General features: G+C 71.6%; 16 protein-coding genes and 1 tRNA gene. 8 read left to right on the top strand and 9 right to left on the bottom strand.

Features of this window, described 5'->3' with window-relative positions; all coding sequences use genetic code 11:
• Positions 1–13: 13 nt before the first annotated feature.
• Both DEJ33_RS04160 and DEJ33_RS04165 read left to right on the top strand, forming a co-directional pair.
• Positions 14–502 (top strand): peroxiredoxin, encoded by a 489-nt coding sequence (locus DEJ33_RS04160; protein WP_111194318.1) that lies wholly within the window; start codon positions 14–16, stop codon positions 500–502.
• A 73-nt stretch (positions 503–575) separates the two neighbouring features.
• Positions 576–1,505, top strand: coding sequence for an alpha/beta fold hydrolase (locus DEJ33_RS04165; protein WP_181437245.1), 930 nt, complete (start codon positions 576–578; stop codon positions 1,503–1,505).
• On the opposite strand, the gene DEJ33_RS04170 is transcribed toward DEJ33_RS04165, so the two are convergent.
• On the bottom strand, positions 1,498–2,442 hold the full coding sequence (locus tag DEJ33_RS04170) for a L,D-transpeptidase (RefSeq protein WP_111194320.1): 945 nt from the start codon (positions 2,440–2,442) through the stop codon (positions 1,498–1,500). The genes DEJ33_RS04165 and DEJ33_RS04170 overlap by 8 nt on opposite strands.
• Before the next feature lie 196 nt (positions 2,443–2,638).
• On the opposite strand from DEJ33_RS04170, the gene DEJ33_RS04175 reads away from it, so the two are divergent.
• Both DEJ33_RS04175 and DEJ33_RS04180 read left to right on the top strand, forming a co-directional pair.
• Complete coding sequence (locus tag DEJ33_RS04175) at positions 2,639–3,691, top strand: hypothetical protein (RefSeq protein WP_111194409.1); 1,053 nt, start codon at positions 2,639–2,641, stop codon at positions 3,689–3,691.
• Positions 3,688–5,262, top strand: coding sequence for a phenylacetate--CoA ligase family protein (locus tag DEJ33_RS04180; RefSeq protein WP_258378084.1), 1,575 nt, complete (start codon positions 3,688–3,690; stop codon positions 5,260–5,262). The genes DEJ33_RS04175 and DEJ33_RS04180 overlap by 4 nt, the downstream gene beginning before the upstream one ends.
• A 10-nt stretch (positions 5,263–5,272) precedes the next feature.
• On the opposite strand, the gene DEJ33_RS04185 is transcribed toward DEJ33_RS04180, so the two are convergent.
• The gene (locus tag DEJ33_RS04185) at positions 5,273–5,827 is read right to left on the bottom strand and encodes a hypothetical protein (protein ID WP_111194321.1); all 555 of its coding nucleotides are present in this window, start codon (positions 5,825–5,827) and stop codon (positions 5,273–5,275) included.
• Between the two features lie 78 nt (positions 5,828–5,905).
• Between DEJ33_RS04185 and DEJ33_RS04190 the strand changes: the two genes are divergently transcribed.
• Positions 5,906–5,978, top strand: a tRNA-Val gene (locus DEJ33_RS04190).
• 126 nt (positions 5,979–6,104) lie between these two features.
• On the opposite strand, the gene DEJ33_RS04195 is transcribed toward DEJ33_RS04190, so the two are convergent.
• The 4 genes from DEJ33_RS04195 to DEJ33_RS04210 all read right to left on the bottom strand — a co-directional run bounded on the left by DEJ33_RS04195 (position 6,105) and on the right by DEJ33_RS04210 (position 8,864).
• Complete coding sequence (locus tag DEJ33_RS04195; protein ID WP_111194322.1) at positions 6,105–6,386, bottom strand: hypothetical protein; 282 nt, start codon at positions 6,384–6,386, stop codon at positions 6,105–6,107.
• A 50-nt stretch (positions 6,387–6,436) separates the two neighbouring features.
• Entirely contained in the window at positions 6,437–6,988 is a 552-nt protein-coding gene (locus tag DEJ33_RS04200) for a GNAT family N-acetyltransferase (protein WP_181437246.1), read from the bottom strand.
• A 41-nt stretch (positions 6,989–7,029) separates the two neighbouring features.
• Positions 7,030–7,707 carry a DUF402 domain-containing protein gene (locus DEJ33_RS04205; RefSeq protein WP_146242516.1) on the bottom strand — a complete coding sequence of 226 codons (678 nt, stop codon included), beginning with the start codon at positions 7,705–7,707 and terminating at the stop codon, positions 7,030–7,032.
• 131 nt (positions 7,708–7,838) lie between these two features.
• The gene (locus DEJ33_RS04210; RefSeq protein WP_111194324.1) at positions 7,839–8,864 is read right to left on the bottom strand and encodes an LLM class flavin-dependent oxidoreductase; all 1,026 of its coding nucleotides are present in this window, start codon (positions 8,862–8,864) and stop codon (positions 7,839–7,841) included.
• Between the two features lie 213 nt (positions 8,865–9,077).
• On the opposite strand from DEJ33_RS04210, the gene DEJ33_RS04215 reads away from it, so the two are divergent.
• The 3 genes from DEJ33_RS04215 to DEJ33_RS04225 all read left to right on the top strand — a co-directional run bounded on the left by DEJ33_RS04215 (position 9,078) and on the right by DEJ33_RS04225 (position 12,461).
• Complete coding sequence (locus tag DEJ33_RS04215) at positions 9,078–10,592, top strand: GNAT family N-acetyltransferase (RefSeq protein WP_181437247.1); 1,515 nt, start codon at positions 9,078–9,080, stop codon at positions 10,590–10,592.
• Positions 10,592–11,365: an amino acid ABC transporter ATP-binding protein gene (locus DEJ33_RS04220; RefSeq protein ID WP_111194326.1), complete on the top strand. Its 774-nt coding sequence runs from the start codon at positions 10,592–10,594 to the stop codon at positions 11,363–11,365. The genes DEJ33_RS04215 and DEJ33_RS04220 overlap by 1 nt, the downstream gene beginning before the upstream one ends.
• Before the next feature lie 82 nt (positions 11,366–11,447).
• Positions 11,448–12,461 (top strand): ABC transporter substrate-binding protein, encoded by a 1,014-nt coding sequence (locus DEJ33_RS04225; protein ID WP_111194327.1) that lies wholly within the window; start codon positions 11,448–11,450, stop codon positions 12,459–12,461.
• 63 nt (positions 12,462–12,524) lie between these two features.
• Here the strand turns inward: DEJ33_RS04225 and DEJ33_RS04230 are convergent, their stop codons facing one another.
• The 3 genes from DEJ33_RS04230 to DEJ33_RS04240 are packed head-to-tail and all read right to left on the bottom strand — an operon-like array spanning position 12,525 to position 16,182.
• On the bottom strand, positions 12,525–13,643 hold the full coding sequence (locus DEJ33_RS04230) for an LLM class flavin-dependent oxidoreductase (RefSeq protein WP_111194328.1): 1,119 nt from the start codon (positions 13,641–13,643) through the stop codon (positions 12,525–12,527).
• Positions 13,640–14,974, bottom strand: coding sequence for an NtaA/DmoA family FMN-dependent monooxygenase (locus DEJ33_RS04235; protein ID WP_111194329.1), 1,335 nt, complete (start codon positions 14,972–14,974; stop codon positions 13,640–13,642). The genes DEJ33_RS04230 and DEJ33_RS04235 overlap by 4 nt, the downstream gene beginning before the upstream one ends.
• Positions 14,971–16,182 carry an LLM class flavin-dependent oxidoreductase gene (locus tag DEJ33_RS04240; RefSeq protein ID WP_111194330.1) on the bottom strand — a complete coding sequence of 404 codons (1,212 nt, stop codon included), beginning with the start codon at positions 16,180–16,182 and terminating at the stop codon, positions 14,971–14,973. Before DEJ33_RS04240 ends, DEJ33_RS04235 begins: the two co-directional genes overlap by 4 nt.
• Between the last annotated feature and the right edge of the window lie 89 nt (positions 16,183–16,271).

Raw genomic sequence — 16,271 nt, forward strand, 5'->3', positions numbered from 1 at the left:
AAGCACCTCAACGATGGCTCTGGAGATCGGCTCACTCGCGCCGGACTTCGAGCTCCCGAACCAGTTCGGTGAGCACGTCCGACTCAGCGACCACCGTGGCCACCGCCCGGTCGCACTCGTCTTCTTCCCCCTCGCGTTCTCGTCCACCTGCACGGACGAGCTCTGCACCCTGCAGGACAACATCGCGATGTTCCAGGACCAGCGCATCGAGCTGATCGGCATCTCGGTCGACTCCAAGGCGACGCTGCGGTCGTTCGCGCAGGTCAACGGCTACGACTTCGAGCTGCTCGCGGACTTCTGGCCCCACGGTGCGGTGTCGAAGGAGTACGGCGTCTTCCTCGAGAAGAAGGGCTTCGCCACCCGCGCGACCTTCGTCATCGACGTCGACGGCCGCATCAAGGCGTCGATCATCACGGAGCCGGGCGTCGCCCGCGACGTCACGGAGTACCGGGCGGCGCTCGACCGGCTCGCGGCCTGCGCCGGGCCGGTCCCCGTCGGCTGAACCGTCGACCCCTCCGACGCGGCGTCGGTTCCGAACTCCGGGTGACGTCATCCGACGTCGGACTGGAGGCACGGTGAGCGTCACCGACACCGGCGCAGTCCCGCAGGTGGGAGCCGCACGACCGGACTCGTACGCGCCGTACCCCGTCGTCGTCGACCCCGCTCGATGGGGCCTGACGACGACGACCGTCGGGACGACTGCCGGCCCGACGGTGGTGCAGCACCGCCCGGGCCCCCGGCCGCTGCTGTTCCTGCACGGTGTCGCCGGGTCGTGGACCACGTGGACGCCCCTGCTGTCCGCAGCGGACGGCATCGCCGGGCGTGGCCTGGTGCTCGTCGACCTGCCGGGGTGGGGCTCGTCACCCGCACCGGCCGTCCCGCTCGACGTCGACGAGTCGTCGCAGGTGCTCGTCGACGTGCTCAATGCCCTCGGTCTCGACCGGGTCGACGTCGTCGGGCACTCCATGGGCGCCTTCGTCGGGCTGCACCTGGCGGTGACCCAGCCGGAACGGGTGCGGTCGCTCGGACTCGTCTCGGGCACCACCTCCGCCACCGTGGCGGCTGCGCGCCACCCGGTCCGGGCACTGCGGACCCTGCCGGCCTTCACGCTGCTGCGTGCCGGGCTGGCGGTGACCCGGGGAGGCGCGCACGGCCTCCTGCGCGGACTCGCCCGGATCGGACTGCTCCCGCTGCTCGCGGGGCCGGTGTTCGCCGCCGTCCGTCGGCTGGACCCGAGCGTGCTGCAAGCGTTCGTCGCGGAGTTCCGCCCGGCCGGGTTCCTCGGCGCGGCCCGCGCGGCCGCCCGCTACGACACCCGACTGTGGTCGGAGGTCCGGTGCCCCGTCGTCGCGCTCGCGGGACGGCAGGACGTGTTCGCGCGGGTGGACGACCTCGCGCGTCTCCGTCGTGTCCTGCCGGACGTCCGCACGGTCCTCCTGGAGGACTGCGGGCATTTCGCGCACGTCGAACGTCCCGACGCGGTGGTCCGCGAACTGCTCAGGTGAACTCGATCGGCGTCCCGATCGGCAGCTCCGCGAGTGCGTCCGTCATCGCGGCGGTGATGCGGACGCAGCCGTGCGACGACCCGGTCGGGTCCGGGTAGAAGTGCAGCGCGGTGAGGGCTGCGTTGCCGCCGTACCCTGCGAGCTTCGACGAGTGCGCCCCGGTCAGCGCGATCGGGTGCCCCTGCGTGTACGGGACCTGCGGGTCGACGTAGTTCGCCTCCATGTAGGTCTTCGTGGCCGCCGGCGTCGGATCGTCCGGGGTGCCGAGGCGTGCGGTCTCGCTCGTCTCGACCGTGCCGTCGCGGTGCACGATCGCGATCGTGCCGGTCGCGTTGTCGACCCGGACCTCCCGGTCGGTGCCCGCGAGCGTGAAGTCGGCAGCGCGGGCCCAGGCGAACGTCGAACTCGGCGCCTCGGCGACCCCGCCGTCGCCCGGCGTCCGGTTCCGGGACGGCGTCGAGACGAGGACCATGCCGCCGTCCTCGCCGGCCGATCGACCCCAGACAGCGGTCGCGGTCGGTGTGTTGATCGTCGACACCGACGAGGACAGCGTCGCGACCGGAGCGGCGTCCGCGTCGGGCGCGGCGTAGAGCGGGACCAGCGGTGCCTTCGGGGTCGCGGTGGTCCACTGGTTCCGGGCGTCGACCTGCGAGCCGTCGAGGAGCTGACCGATCACGGCGTCGTGGAACGCCAGGGGGAGTGCGGCGAGGGCCTCGTCCGACGGGCGGTCGGGGACGGCGGGGAGCGGCGTACGGGACGGGGTGGGCGTGGGCGTGGTGGTGGCGACGGCCGCTGTGGGGGTGGGTCGGGCCTCCCGGCCGGAGTCGGTGAGGGACCACGCGACCGTGGCGGCGGCGACCACGACGGCGAGCGCCCCGGCACCGACGATCCACCAGCGTCGTCGGTCGCCCTGCTGTGGTGCTGACGGTTCCGTCATCGAAGTCCCCGTTCCCCTGTGCCCATGCTGCTCTCGGCTGTGCCCATGGTGCTCTCGCCTGGACGGCGTCCTGGCACGCTGTCCTTCCTCCACAGCATCCCAGACGGTACGGCGTCGTCCACAGGCATGCCAGAGCGGGCATGGACGTGGACGGGTGGTGCGTATGCTCGCGGCAACGACCACCGAGGGGGAACCGATGGCCACACCCTGGACCGGCATCATCGAGGATGCACGGCACTACCCGTCACCGCACAATTCGCAGCCGATCGTGCTGCGGGTGGAGGACGACCGCACCGCGACCGTCTTCTACGACCTGCGGCGGGGACTGCCGGCGGAGTCCTTCGGGATCCCGTTCGGGCACGTCTGCGCCGGCGCGTTCCTCGCAGGGCTCGACGTGGTCGCCCGGGCGCACGGCTTCACCGTCACCGAGGCGCTGGACCACGCTGAGATGGACTTCGGCCGGGTCGACCGAGACCCGGCGGACCACCTGCACCGGCTCGGCAGCGTCGCGCTGACGCCGCACGCAGTCACGGCTGCCGACCGGGAGGCCCTGCACGGCTTCCTCGCTCGGCGCACCTCGCGCAGACCCTACGACGCGACCCTCGTGGACGACGACGTGATCCGGGCGTCGGAGACGATCGCGGCGCAGGCCGGTCACCGGTTCCGGACGACGGCGGACCGGGCCACGGTCGACGAGATCGTGCGCGTGAACCAGGCGACGCTGTTCGACGACCTGCGGAACGACGCGGTGCACACCGAGATCCTGCACTGGCTGCGGTTCTCGAAGCGCCAGGCGGCGGACACCGGGGACGGGCTGTCGGCCGAGACGATGCTCATGCCGGGGCCGGTGCTCAAGTTCGCGATGGAGCACCGCGGGCTGTGGGAAGCACCCGGCATCGGCACCACGTTCAAGAAGGTCTACCTGTCGACCATGCGTGGCGTGCGGCAGCTCGGCTGGCTCGAGGGGCCGTTCGGGTCGCCGGCGGAGTACGTCGAGGCCGGTCGGACGTTCATGCGCATCTGGCTGGACCTCGATGCGCGGGGGATCGCCCTGCATCCCTTCGGGACCGTCATCACGAACCCGCGGTCGCACGCGGCCTTCGTCGAGCGTGCCGGGGTCGACGAGTCCGACGGGCGGATGGCGTGGATGCTGTTCCGCTTCGGCCGGAGTGCTCCGCCGCCCCTGGCGCACCGACGGCCTGCGTCGGCGATGACCCTCGCCGCGGCTGCTGACGGCGGTGTCTCGTGAAGCGAGCGGCGGTGTTCACGGTGGTCTGGGTCGTCGAAGTGGTCGTCGGACTGTTCATGCCGCGGGTCGGGACGCACAAGTTCCTGCTCGCGCCGGGCATCGAGCCGCTCCGCTGGACCCTCGGGCGGTGGCGTGCGTGGCGGACCGCGGAGCTGGCGGCGAAGCGGGTGCCCGCGTACCGGGCGTTCCTGGCGGGCCTAGGGCGTTCCTCCCGTCTGGACGCGCGCAGCGGGATCGCCACCGCGTTCTCGGGACTGCCGGAGATGGACAAGGAGTCCTACGTCAAGCGGTGGAGCATCCCGGAGCGCTGTCTCGACGGTCGGCTCCCGCGGCGCGGTGTCGTCGTCGACGAGTCGTCCGGGTCCTCCGGTGTCCCGACGAGCTGGGTGCGCGGACCCGACGAGCGGCAGGCGACGCGGCAGCTGCTGCAGCTCGGGTTCGCCCGGACCTCGAAGGAACTGGCGAAGCAGCCGTTCGTGCTCAACGCGTTCTCGCTCGGCGCGTGGGCGACCGGGATGAACGTCACGGCGTCGCTCACCGAGTCCACGATGATCAAGTCGATCGGGCCGGACCGCGACAAGATCGTGCAGACGATGCAGGAGTTCGGCACCGGTTTCACCTACGTGATCCTCAGCTACCCGCCGTTCCTCAAGGCGCTGTTCGAGGACGACCGGATCGACTGGCGCGAGTACACGATCGTCGCGGCGTTCGGCGGCGAGGGCATCAGCGAGAACATGCGCGCCCACATCGAGCAGTACGCGCACACCGTCCTCGGGTCGTACGGGGCGAGCGACCTCGAGATCAACCTGGGCATCGAGACCGGCTTCTCGGTGGCGCTGCGGAAGGCGATCGCTGCCGACCCGGCGCTCTCGACGGCACTGACCAAGCAGTCCGAGTACGGCGTCCTGCCGATGGTGTTCCAGTTCAACCCGTTCGGCTACCTGATCGAGACGAACGACCGCGGCGAGCTCGTCGTCACGATCGCCCGCTCCGAGAACATCAGCCCCCGGATCCGGTACAACATCCACGACCGTGGGCACGTGGTGCGGATGCGCGACCTCAAGCCCGTGCTGCGGGCGACCGGGCACGAGGACCTGCTCGCCGAGGCCGAGCTCGACCTGCCGCTGCTGTTCCACTACGGCCGATCGGACCTGTCCGTCGACTTCAACGGCGCTGTCGTCGCACCAGACGCCGTGCGCGACGTCGTGTACGGCGACCCGGTCCTGCTCGAAGCGATCGAGAACCACCGGCTCATCAGCTACGAGGACGACCACGGCGACCGCCAGCTGCACATCGCCTTCCAGCTCGCCGCATCCGCCGACTCGTTCGACGCCGATCGCGCCCGGCCGGCCGTGGTCACCGAACTGCGCCGGCTCAACCGCGACTTCTCGAACGCGATCCGCACCGCACCTCCGGGGACGCTGCCGACCGTGGCGTTCTACCCGTACCGGACCGGGCCGTTCCGCGACGACGGTCGGAAGCTCAAGAACGAGTACGTGTGGCAACTCGGGCCCAGCTCGGTGGACGAGTGGGACCTGGACCTCGGGTGGGTGGCGCCGAAGGAGGCCTGAGCGGGGCGGCTCAGTGGTACTGCGGCGGCCAGTCGAATGGGGCCGGGCGTTGCGGGACCTCGCCGATCGTCGTGACGGCGAGCCCGATCTCCCGTCGGTTCGTCAACTCGATCGACCGTGGGTTGCCGAAGAACCGCTTGCCGTCCACCCAGATCGTCAGCTCACCGTGCAGTCCACCGACGTGCGCCGGCCCGAGGGAGACACCCCATTCGTCGAAGAACTGCCCGAGCGTGAACGTCTGACGGGTCGGGGACTCGACGTGCAGGATGCCGGACGTGTCGTGCGTGTGCAGCTGTGCGGCGAAGCGCTGCGCCTTCGCGTGCCCGATGTTGCCCGGGACCACGACCGGGGTGTCGCCGTTCGTGATGGTCAGATGCGTGTGCACGTGTTCCGCCAGGCGTTCGCCCCAGACGTTCTCGAGCCCGGCCTCGTCAGCGCGGTGGGCGAGGTCCGTCGGACGTGGCCATGGCGGCTCGACCGAACTCGTGTCGGCACCGGGTGCCGAGCAGCCCGACAGCAGGGCGACGAGCACGGCGGCGGCGACGACGGCGGGGGAGCGGCGCATGCGAGCGAGCGTAGTCACGGGCTCGGCGTCGCTCTCGGCGCACCCGTAGGATGTGGGATGCACCCAGACGCGGTGCGAGGGCCTTTAGCTCAGCTGGTAGAGCGCCACGTTTACACCGTGGATGTCGTCGGTTCGATCCCGGCAGGGCCCACCGGAACGCGCGCTCGTCCTCCTCGGCCGCTTCACCTCTTCCGACGGCGACGTGATCGGAGAACAGTCTGTCGCCGGGGTCGCCGTGCCAGCGGTGCGGTGCAGGACGGGAACCGAGGATCGAGTTTCAGATGTGGCTCGCCAGGCGTGCGGCCTGCTCGCGGTCCTTCTGGTGCTCGCGGACGACGGCACTGACCGCGAGCCACGAGACCAGGGTGCTGAACGCCCCGACGAGCAGCGTCCCGCAGATGCTCGACATCCACACGATGGTCTGCGCGTTCACGGCGATCGTCTCGAGGTCTCCGCCCGCTCTGGAGAAGATGAAGAGCGCGCTCGCTCCCGTCCCGATCGCCCCGGCGAACATGATGATCGTCATCGCTGCGAGAGCTCCGCGCCAGCCGTTGTCCATGGCTCCGACCGTACTGGCCCTCGGACCGGAGATGCGAGCAGCACTCGGACTCAGACTCGCCCCTCTCCCGCGATGCGCGACCACACCGCCAGGTCCACCCGGCCGTCATCCGTGAACCCGGCGTTCCGCGCGACGCCCTCGCGAACGAACCCGGCGTGGGAGGCGACCCTCGCCGATGCCGAGTTCCCTGTCGCGATGCGGAGCTCGACACGCTCGAAGGAGTGGACGTCGAGCAACCACGACGAGAGCGCGCGCACCGCAGCGGATGCGTGACCCTGACCGCGGAATTCCGGCGCGAGCCAGTAGCCGATCTCGGCCGTGCAGGCGCGCCAGTCGACACGCTTCACGTCGATGCACCCGGCGAGGGAACCCCCGACCCGGATGCAGCGGACCAGCCCGGCTCCGCTGGCACGGATCGATTCGGTGCTTTCGGTCGCCCACCGACCGGCGAGCTGCACCGTGTACGGGCGCGGGAGCGGCAACCACCGACGGATCTCGAGGTCCGCGACCGCTGCCGCGAGCGCCGGCCCGTCCGCCAGGCTGAACGCGGTCAACGCCGTCGTCGCGTCCACCGGGAGGACGGCGTCCGGGAGGCACGGCACCGCAGGCCGCGTCGGTTGCGTTGGACGGCCCTCCAGCCTGCTCACCGGACCACGCTCCAGTCCGTCGGCAGTCCGGGACCCGGCCAGGCGGGATCAGGGACCCAGCCGGACCAGTCGGCGTCGAACGGGAAGCGGCGCGCGCGTGCGACCGCGGTCGCGTCCTCGCCCGCCTGCTCGATCACGGCGCGCATGGTCTCGGGCCAATGGCCTGTCGAGGCGTAGAACGCGAGTTCGTCTTCGTCCTTGTACCGGACGGACCACGTGCCGTCCGGACCGGTCGTGGCGACGACGTCGAGTGTCCAGTCCTGGCTGTCGAACCCGAGCGGCGTCCGGACCCAGGGCAACTCGAGGTTGACGTACCAGTCACGCAGCCAGTCGGAACCGTCGTGCCAGCGCCAGACGGACCAGGGGGAGCCCTTCGGGTGCACGCGGACGACGGCCGCACCGGTCCACCCGTCCTCGACGTACGACCCGTCCCAGTCCGCAGGCAGGACGAGCCGCCCGTTCGGACCGCTGCCGACACCGGCACGGCGGCGCACCGCCGAGCCGATGGGACTCGCGACGACGGCGAGGTCGTCGTCGTCGACCAGGACCCGGCCGGCAACCGCGAAGGCGACGGCGTCACCGCGGGCGCCGAAGTCGTGCACGCTCCGGAGGAGGACCGGGTCGCCCGAGGCGAACGGCTCGCTGCGACTGTCCGGACGGGCGCTGGTGTCCATGTCACCCACCGTACTGGCCGTCGCGCCGAGGAAGACGGATCGCATCGGTGCGAGAGGGGCGGGGACGGCGGAGTCCGGGAGACCGCGGGCCGTCGCCCTCGTCTGTCCCGCGTGACGGGCCTCCCGTCCGATCAGTCCGCGTCCGCCGGGCGCCACCCGAGTGCCGGGCCGAGTCGCTCCGCGATGTCGGTGATGATCTGGGCGGAGTCGTCTGGCTCGAGGTCGAACGGCAGGGCGAACGCGACCTCGGTGACCGCCTGGTAGCCCGCGTCGGCCCGCAGGCGGTCGGCGATCTCCTCCGAGCTCCCCATCAGGTCAGCGGCGAAGAGCAGCCCGCCGGGCCCGAACGGCACCCCGACCCGTCCGGAGCGCGAGTCGACGTACCGGCGGTAGCGCGCCTGCTGTTCCGGTGTCGCGCTGTCCGTCGGGATGACCACGAGGCCCTGGGAGATCCTGGCGGTGTCCGGGGTGGGGTGCGCGTCGAGGTAGGCGTCGATCTGGGCCCGCTGGTTCGTGGCGAAGTCCGTGCCGACCTCGCTGCGTGTGACGCTCGAGGTGAGCAGGTGGAAGCCGTTCTCAGCGGCCCAGACGGCCGACCGCGTGCTGCCCGTCCCGTACCAGAGCCGGTCGACCAGGCCTGCGCTGAGGGGCTGGACCGAGCGCGAGAACTCCTCGATGCCGCGTCGCTCGACGGTGGCGGTGACCGGGTCTCCGCGGACGAGGTCGCGGAAGCGGAGGAGACGGTCGTGGCCGAGGTCCTCCTGGTCGGCGGTGTCCGGGTAGAGCGCGTCACGGTAGAGGTCGTAGTTCATCGGGGGCCCGGCGGAGAAGCCGGGGTTCAGGCGTCCGCCGAGCAGCACGTCCACCGTGCCGAGGTCCTCCGCGAGGCGGAAGGGGTTCTCCGCACCGATCGGCGTGACGGCCGTGCCGAGCTCGATCCGCGACGTTCGCTGCGACGCGGCCGCCATCACCGCGACCGGGGACGAGATGCCGTGCTGCAGGTGTCGATGCCGGAGCCAGGCGCTGTCGAGGCCGAGTCCCTCGCCGCGCTCGATCACCCGGAGCGTGTCCTCGATCCCGAGTGCGGGGCGAGCGGGGTCGAACGTCCCGATGGTCAGGAAGCCGACACGGTCCGGGGGAGTTCCGTCGAGGGGCATGCGCCGATCGTGTCAGACATCGACCGCCCGGCGTGCGGGTGTCACGGTCCACCGCCGCGGACGCCGTCGTGGAGCGGCTCCGGAGGCCGGTTCATGACGTCCGGTTTCGTCCCGTGCCGTTGTGTTTCGCGAGGCGTTGTCACGGGGTTGCCGTCCTCGTAGCGTCGGGCCACCGACCGGGTACCACTGGTCGGACGACGACCTGGGGACATGATGACCGACACGTCAGCCGCCACACGAGTGCGATCCCGGACGCTCACCTTCCGCACGGTGCGGCCGGACGACCCGGCTGCCGCTCCGATGCTCGCCGACCTCGAGCGCGAGTACGACGACCGCTACGGCGACGACCTGGGGGAACCGGCGTCGGTGGAGATCCACCGGTACCCGCCGGAGCAGTTCACCGCGCCGCTCGGCACGTTCGTCCTGCTGTACGAGGGTGGCCAGCTCGTCGCCGGGGGTGCGTTCAAGCCGTACGACGAGCAGACCGTGGAGTTGAAGCGCATCTGGACGGCCCCGTCGGAACGCGGGCGCGGTCTCGCCGCCGAGGTGGTCCGGGAACTCGAGTCGGAGGCTCGTGGCCGCGGGTACTCGCGCGTGTACCTGACGACGGGGCCGCGTCAGCCCGAGGCGGTCCGCCTGTACCGCCGGCTCGGGTACACCCCGCTGTACGACCTCACGCTGCCGGCGGAGGAGGTCGGCATCCACCCGTTCGAGAAGGCCCTGACGCCGGCTGCGCCTGCCGCGCCCGCCGCGCAGACGGGAACGGGAGCGTCAACCGTGGCTGCGGCTCGTGACCGCCCGGTCGTGCCGCTGCGGCACCCGCTGCGGTGGGTCACCGCCGCGCTCGTGCTCGTCGTGCTCCTGAACCTCGCGCAGACGCTGTTCACCAACCCGTCCTGGGAGTGGCCGCGGGTCGGGAAGTGGCTGTTCAGCCCCGCGATCCTCGCCGGCCTGCAGCTGACCCTGGTGGCGACGGCCCTCAGCGCGGTGATCAGCTTCGCCGCGGGTGTCCTGCTGGCGATCGCCCGGCTGTCCCGCAACCCGGTCCTGTCGAGCCTGGCCTGGGGGTACGTCTGGCTCTTCCGGTCGGTGCCGCTGATCCTCGTGCTGGTGTTCCTCTACAACCTCGGCAACCTGTACCCGTCGGTGGGGATCGGGATCCCGTTCGGACCGCAGTTCTCGGTCCCGACGGCGAACCTGCTCAGCGACCTGGCGATCGGGGTGACTGCATTGAGCCTCAGCGAGATCGCCTACGCGTCCGAGATCGTCCGCGCCGGGGTCCTCGCCGTCGACCACGGCCAGCGAGAGGCAGCACAGGCCCTCGGGCTGCCGCGGCACCGGCAGTTCCTGCGCATCGTGCTGCCGCAGGCGCTGCGGTCGATCGTCCCCGCGTTCGTGAACCAGGTCGTCGGGCTCCTCAAGGCGAGCTCGCTGCTGTTCTACGTGTCCCTGCTCGACCTGTTCGGGGTGGTGCAGAACCTCAGCAGCACCTACCCGACGGACATCATCCCGCTGCTCGTCGTCGCGACGATCTGGTACCTCGTGCTCACGAGCGCCGTGTCCGTCGTCCAGTACCACGTCGAACGGTGGACGGCCCGCGGCACGGTCCGGGTGCTGCCCCCGACACCGTTGCAGCGGGTGTGGTCGGCGGTCCGGCGACACCGACCGGAGGTCCGGACGAGCGCTGCGGTCACGACGACGGACGACAACGACGGGAAGGCCATCTGATGTCCGCGACGATCAGCATCAGCGGTGCCGTGAAGGCGTACGGCGACCACCGCGTCGTCGACGGCATCGACCTCGACCTGCCGGCCGGCAGCGTGACCGTCGTCATCGGGCCCTCCGGCTCGGGGAAGTCCACGCTCCTCCGGGCGGTCAACCACCTGGAACCGCTCGACCGCGGCGTGGTGACGATCGGCGACGAGACCATCGGGGTCCGTCTGCACCGGGGCCGTGACGGCACGGTTCGGTACCGGGAGCTGCCCGAACGGGCGATCCTGCGGCAGCGCGCCCGGATCGGGTTCGTGTTCCAGCACTTCAACCTCTTCCCGCACCTGACCGCGCTCGAGAACGTCGCCGAAGGACCGATCGCGCAGGGGGTGGCAGCGGACGCCGCGAAGCAGCGGGCTCGGGTTCTCCTCGACCAGGTCGGGCTCGCCGACCGCGCCGACGCCCGTCCCCGTCAGCTGTCGGGCGGGCAGCAGCAGCGGGTCGCGATCGCGCGGGCACTCGCCCTGTCGCCCGAGGTGGTGTTGCTCGACGAGCCGACCTCCGCGCTCGACCCGGAACTGGTCGGCGAGGTGCTCGGGGTCATCCGGGACCTCGCCGCGACGGGTACCACGCTCGTCATCGTCACCCACGAGGTGGCGTTCGCCCGGGAGGTCGCGGACCACGTCGTGTTCCTCGACCACGGCCGGGTCGTCGAACAGGGACCGCCGGCAGCGGTCCTCGACGACCCGCAGCACCCCCGGACGCGCTCGTTCCTCGCACGCCTGCGCTGAGCAGACCAACGACGGACGGACCGGAACCTGACCGGGATCCGGACCCAGACCGCAGCATGCCCCACCACGACCCAGGAGAACCATGTCCCGCATCCACACACCCCGCTGGCGCACACACGCCGGCGCGCTCGTCCTCGCCGCCGGAGTGGCCGTCGCCCTCACCGGATGCAGCCCGTCCGCGAACGCCGACGCACCGTCCCCCGACGGAACGGTGACCATCGGCGCGGCGTCGAACGGCGCGGCGAAGGAGACCCGGATCACCGTGCAGGAGGACGCGGCACTCCACGACGCCCTGCCCTCCACGGTGCGGAAGTCGGGCGAACTCGTCATCGGCATCGGGGCACTGCCGGCCGGCTTCCCGCCCCTCGCGTTCACGGGCGACGACCAGAAGACCCTGACCGGTGCGGAGCCCGACCTCGGCCGCCTGGTCGCCGCGAAGCTCGGGCTCGAGCCGAAGGTGCAGAACTCCACGTGGGACAACCTGTTCGTCGGCATCGACACCGGCCGGGTCGACGTCGGCTTCTCGAACGTCACGGACACCGAGCAACGGAAGGAGAAGTACGACTTCGCGTCCTACCGGCAGGACAACCTGGCGTTCCAGGTGCCGGAGTCGTCCGACTGGACCTTCGCGGGTGACCCGTCGGTCCTGGCGGGCAAGACGGTCGCCGTGTCCTCCGGCACGAACCAGGAGAAGATCCTGCTGGAGTGGCAGAAGCAGCTCGAGGCCGCCGGCGAGACCCTGACGGTGAAGTACTACCCCGATGCGAACGCGACGCTGCTGGCGTTGCGTTCGGGGAAGATCGACGCCGCGTTCGGGCCGAACCCCTCCATCGCGTACCAGAACACCCAGAGCGACGGGACGGCGAACCCGACGAAGACGGCGGGGACGTACTCCGGCGCCGGGTCGTCACTGCAGGGCCTCATCGCGGCGACGACGAAGAAGGACAACGGCCTGGTCGAGCCGCTGCAGAAGGCGATCGACGAACTCATCGACGACGGGGCGTACGCCACCTGGTTGCAGACCTACAACCTGTCGAACGAAGCGGTCCCGCGGTCCGAGGTGAACCCTCCCGGCCTGCCGCTCGACAACGGGTGACGGGACGATGGGAGGCCGGTCAGCGATCCGCTGGCCGGCCTCCCGTCTTCTCGACCTCGGGTCTCAGGCGCCCCATGCGTCGGCGAGCAGCCGGTACGACCGGACACGGGCGTCGTGCGCATGGGTGATCGTGGTGACGAGCAGCTCGTCCGCGCCCGTCACCCGGCGCAGGGTCTCCAGCCGCTCCACGACGTGCTCGGGTGTCCCGACGAATCGGGTCGCCAGGCGGTCGGCGACCGTGGCGACGAGGTCATCGGACAGCTCCGGGGCGTCGTCGGGGGACGGGTACGGGATCGCGCCGACGCCCGAGCGGATGGATCGCACCCAGGCGCCGTACCCGCGGGCCAGCCGCGTCGCCTCCGTTTCCGTGTCGGCGACGACGACGTCCGCTGACACGACGACGTGCGGCGCGTCGAGGACGCCCGGTCGGAACGCCTCCCGGTAGGCCCGGACCGAGTCGAGCACGGTGCCGGGTGAGGAGTGGTAGTTCGCACCGTAGGGGAGTCCGAGGGAACCGGCGATCCGGGCGCTCTCGCCACCGGTGGACCCGTGGATCCACAGCTCCGGAGCCGAGTCCGGACGGGAGGCAGGGGTCGCCTCGAGGACGACACCGTCCCGTTCGAAGGTGCCCGCGAAGAAGGCGCGGATCGTGGTGAGTTCGCCGGCGAAGCGCTCCACGTCCCCGGGCACGCGGCCGAGGAGTTCGCCCTGGAGGGCGAACCGGCTGCCCGGCGCGACACGGAACGGGAACGGGGCCGGCACGACGAGACCGTCCACGACCTCGTCCGACCGCGCGGCTGCCGTCGCCGGTGCCGGCGGGCGGACACCCGTGCTGGGCGCCGGCGCGCCGGAGCGGCCGAGGCCGAGGTCGAACCGCGGGCCGTGGAGGCCGACGAGCGTACCGAAGGCCTCGACGATCTGCAGCGCTCGGACGTTGCCGACGAGGGTGGCCGCGCTGCCGACGCGGATGCTCGACGTGGCGGCGGCGACCGCACCCATCACGAGGTTCGGCGCGCTGCCCGCGACGCCCGGGTTCAGGTGGTGCTCGGCGAGCCAGTACCGGGCGTAGCCGGCGGCTTCGGCCTCGCGAGCCAGGTCGACGGTGTTGTGGAGGGCTTCGGATGCGGTCGACCCCGCGCTGACGGGCACGAGGTCCAGGACCGACAGCGGGACGCGACTCATGCTGCGTCCAGCCCGAGGGTCTGCCGCAGCGTCGCGTCCGGGTCGTACGCCTGCCGGTACACGCCCCGCTCCTGCAGCAGCGGGATGACACGGTCCACGAACTCGTCGAGCCCGTAGGGGTTCGTGTGCGGCACGACGACGAAACCGTCGGTCGCTCGCGCCTGCACGTACCGGTCGATCTCCGCGGCGATGTGCTCCGGCGTGCCGACGAAGCCGCCCCGGGTGGACACCTCGATCACCAGGTCCCGGATCGACAGGTGTTCCGCCTCGGCACGCTCGCGCCATCCCCGGACCAGCGGCTCGACGTCACGGACGTGCCGGACCCGGCCGCGGGTGATCGGTCCACCGTCGAGGTCCGGTTCGACTTCAGGAAGCGGACCGTCGACGTCGTACGCGGAGAGGTCGCGGTTCCAGACCTGCTCGAGGAACGCGATGGCGGTCGCCGGACTCACCTGGGCACGTCGGATGGCCCGTGCACGCTCCTCGGCCTCGGCGGTGGTGTCACCGAGGACGAACGTCGCCCCCGGCAGGATCACCAGGTCGTCCGCCGACCGTCCGGCCCGCTGTAGCCGGGTCCGGAGGTCCTCGGAGAACCGTCGGGCGTCCTCGAACTCGGTGTGCAGCGAGAACACCACCTCCGCCCGGGTCGCAGCGAGGTGCCGGCCCTCGTCGGAGTCGCCCGCCTGCACGACCACCGGGCGCCCCTGCGGGCTCCGCGGCACCGGGAACGTCCCGGTCACGTCGAACTGTGGCCCGTGGTGGTCCACGTCGCGGATCCGGGAGCGGTCGGCGAAGCGCCCCGACGCACGGTCCACGACGGCCGCGTCGGCCTGCCACGAGTCCCAGAGGTCCCGAGCGGTGTCGACGAACTCCGCGGCCCGGGTGTAGCGGTCGGCGTGGTCCAGGAAGCCACCGCGTCGGAAGTTCGCCCCGTGGAAGGCGTCCGAGCTCGTGACGACGTTCCACCCGGCTCGGCCACCACTGAGGTGGTCGAGGGTCGCCAACTGCTTCGCGAGTTCGAGCGGCTCGTTGAAGGTCGTCTGCAGGGTCCCGACGAGACCGATGTGGTCGGTGACGCCGGCCAGGGCCGCGAGGATCGTCAGCGTGTTCGGGCGCCCGACGACGTCGAGATCGTGGATCCGGCCCTTCTGCTCCCGCAGCCGCAGCCCCTCGGCGAGGAACAGGAAATCGAACAGGCCGCGTTCGGCGTTCCGGGCGAAGTGCTCGAACGACGAGAACGCGATCTGGCTCTCCGCCCGGTCGTCGCTCCAGACCGTGGTGTTGTTCACGCCGGGGAAGTGCGCGGCGAGGTGGACCTGGCGCTTGCTCATGCGCGGACCTCCGGAGTTCGGGCGTGGCGGCTGACCGCGGGGGCGATCCCGAGTCGGGAGCGCAGGTCGGCCACGGGGCGGGACGAGACGTCGGCACGGAGGCCGGCGGTGACGAGGGTCGGGACCAGCTGGCGCGCGATGGCCGTGCTGTCCCGCGGCGTGCGGAGCGGCCGGAGCCGGACGCCGGCGATCCCGGCATCGCGGAGCGAACCGATCCGCGCCACCAGCTCCGGAACGGTGGTCGCGAGCACCGCGGCGTCCGACCCGGACCCGAGCGCGTACGGCCGACCGGCGGCCTCGTCGAGCGCGGCCAGTTCGTCCTCGGCCAGGGCTCTCGACGGCTCGATGAGCACCGCGAGGTCCGCGATCACCGGACGGGAGGTCCGCGACGGGTCCGTCTCCTCCAGGTGACGGATCTCGGTCACCAGGTCACGCGCCTCCCGGCCGTCGAAGCCGGGCGTGACCAGGACGACGTCCGCGACGTCCACCGCCAACGACGCCGCGTCCGCGCGGTGCGTGAGGACGAACACCGGCGGGCGACCCTGCGGCGACCGGGGGACGATCGACGCACCGTGCACCGAGACGAACTCGCCCCGGAACTCGGCGTTGTGGATCCGGTCGCGGTCGATGAAGCGACCGGTACGGACGTCGCGGATGATCGCGTCGTCGTCCCAGCTGTCCCAGAGCCGCGAGACGACCTCGGCGACCTCACGCGCCTCCGCGAACAGGGCGGCGGCCGTCTCGTCGTCCGGTGCCGACGTGGTCGTCGGGAACGTCCGGCGGCCGAACAACGCGGACTCGCGAGCGGTCGGACTGACCTGCAGACGCCAGCCGGCCCGACCGCTCGAGACGTGGTCGAGGGTCTGCACGCTCGTCGCGACGTGGAACGGTTCCGTGTGCGTGACGCTGACCGTCGGTACCAGACCGATCTGCCGGGTGGCGGGCGCGACCGCAGCCGTCACGAGCAGGGCGTCGAGCCCGCCGACGACGGTCGTCACGTCGAGGTCGCCGTCGTCGCCGAGCGGGCCGGCGGTGAACGAGTCCTCAACGGTCACCGCGTCGACGCCGAGCCGGTCCTGTTCGACGATGACGTCCCGCCAGTGACGGAGGCTGCGGAGCCGTTCGGCGCCGGAGTCGGCGGCACGCCACGCTGCGGGGTGCCACCCGGCTCCCCGCAGCGCCGTGACGAGGGCGAAGCGATCAGGCATCTGCACCGCCCCGGTGCGTGTGTCCGGCGCGGGTCTGCTGCTCGTGGACCGTCGCCCAGGTCGTGTCCTGCTCGCGGTCGAGGGGGTCG

This window comes from Curtobacterium sp. MCPF17_047 (assembly GCF_003234045.1).
Lineage (GTDB): Bacteria > Actinomycetota > Actinomycetes > Actinomycetales > Microbacteriaceae > Curtobacterium.

Excerpts from the sequence above, each read along its gene's own strand:
- DEJ33_RS04210 (WP_111194324.1), bottom strand. The coding sequence starts at position 8,864 with ATGCCCCTCGACGGAACTCCCCCGGACCGTGTCGGCTTCCTGACCATC.
- DEJ33_RS04215 (WP_181437247.1), top strand. The coding sequence starts at position 9,078 with ATGACCGACACGTCAGCCGCCACACGAGTGCGATCCCGGACGCTCACC.
- DEJ33_RS04175 (WP_111194409.1), top strand. The coding sequence starts at position 2,639 with ATGGCCACACCCTGGACCGGCATCATCGAGGATGCACGGCACTACCCG.
- DEJ33_RS04230 (WP_111194328.1), bottom strand. The coding sequence starts at position 13,643 with ATGAGTCGCGTCCCGCTGTCGGTCCTGGACCTCGTGCCCGTCAGCGCG.
- DEJ33_RS04220 (WP_111194326.1), top strand. The coding sequence starts at position 10,592 with ATGTCCGCGACGATCAGCATCAGCGGTGCCGTGAAGGCGTACGGCGAC.
- DEJ33_RS04205 (WP_146242516.1), bottom strand. The coding sequence starts at position 7,707 with ATGGACACCAGCGCCCGTCCGGACAGTCGCAGCGAGCCGTTCGCCTCG.
- DEJ33_RS04160 (WP_111194318.1), top strand. The coding sequence starts at position 14 with ATGGCTCTGGAGATCGGCTCACTCGCGCCGGACTTCGAGCTCCCGAAC.
- DEJ33_RS04170 (WP_111194320.1), bottom strand. The coding sequence starts at position 2,442 with ATGACGGAACCGTCAGCACCACAGCAGGGCGACCGACGACGCTGGTGG.
- DEJ33_RS04235 (WP_111194329.1), bottom strand. The coding sequence starts at position 14,974 with ATGAGCAAGCGCCAGGTCCACCTCGCCGCGCACTTCCCCGGCGTGAAC.
- DEJ33_RS04240 (WP_111194330.1), bottom strand. The coding sequence starts at position 16,182 with ATGCCTGATCGCTTCGCCCTCGTCACGGCGCTGCGGGGAGCCGGGTGG.
- DEJ33_RS04225 (WP_111194327.1), top strand. The coding sequence starts at position 11,448 with ATGTCCCGCATCCACACACCCCGCTGGCGCACACACGCCGGCGCGCTC.
- DEJ33_RS04195 (WP_111194322.1), bottom strand. The coding sequence starts at position 6,386 with ATGGACAACGGCTGGCGCGGAGCTCTCGCAGCGATGACGATCATCATG.
- DEJ33_RS04185 (WP_111194321.1), bottom strand. The coding sequence starts at position 5,827 with ATGCGCCGCTCCCCCGCCGTCGTCGCCGCCGCCGTGCTCGTCGCCCTG.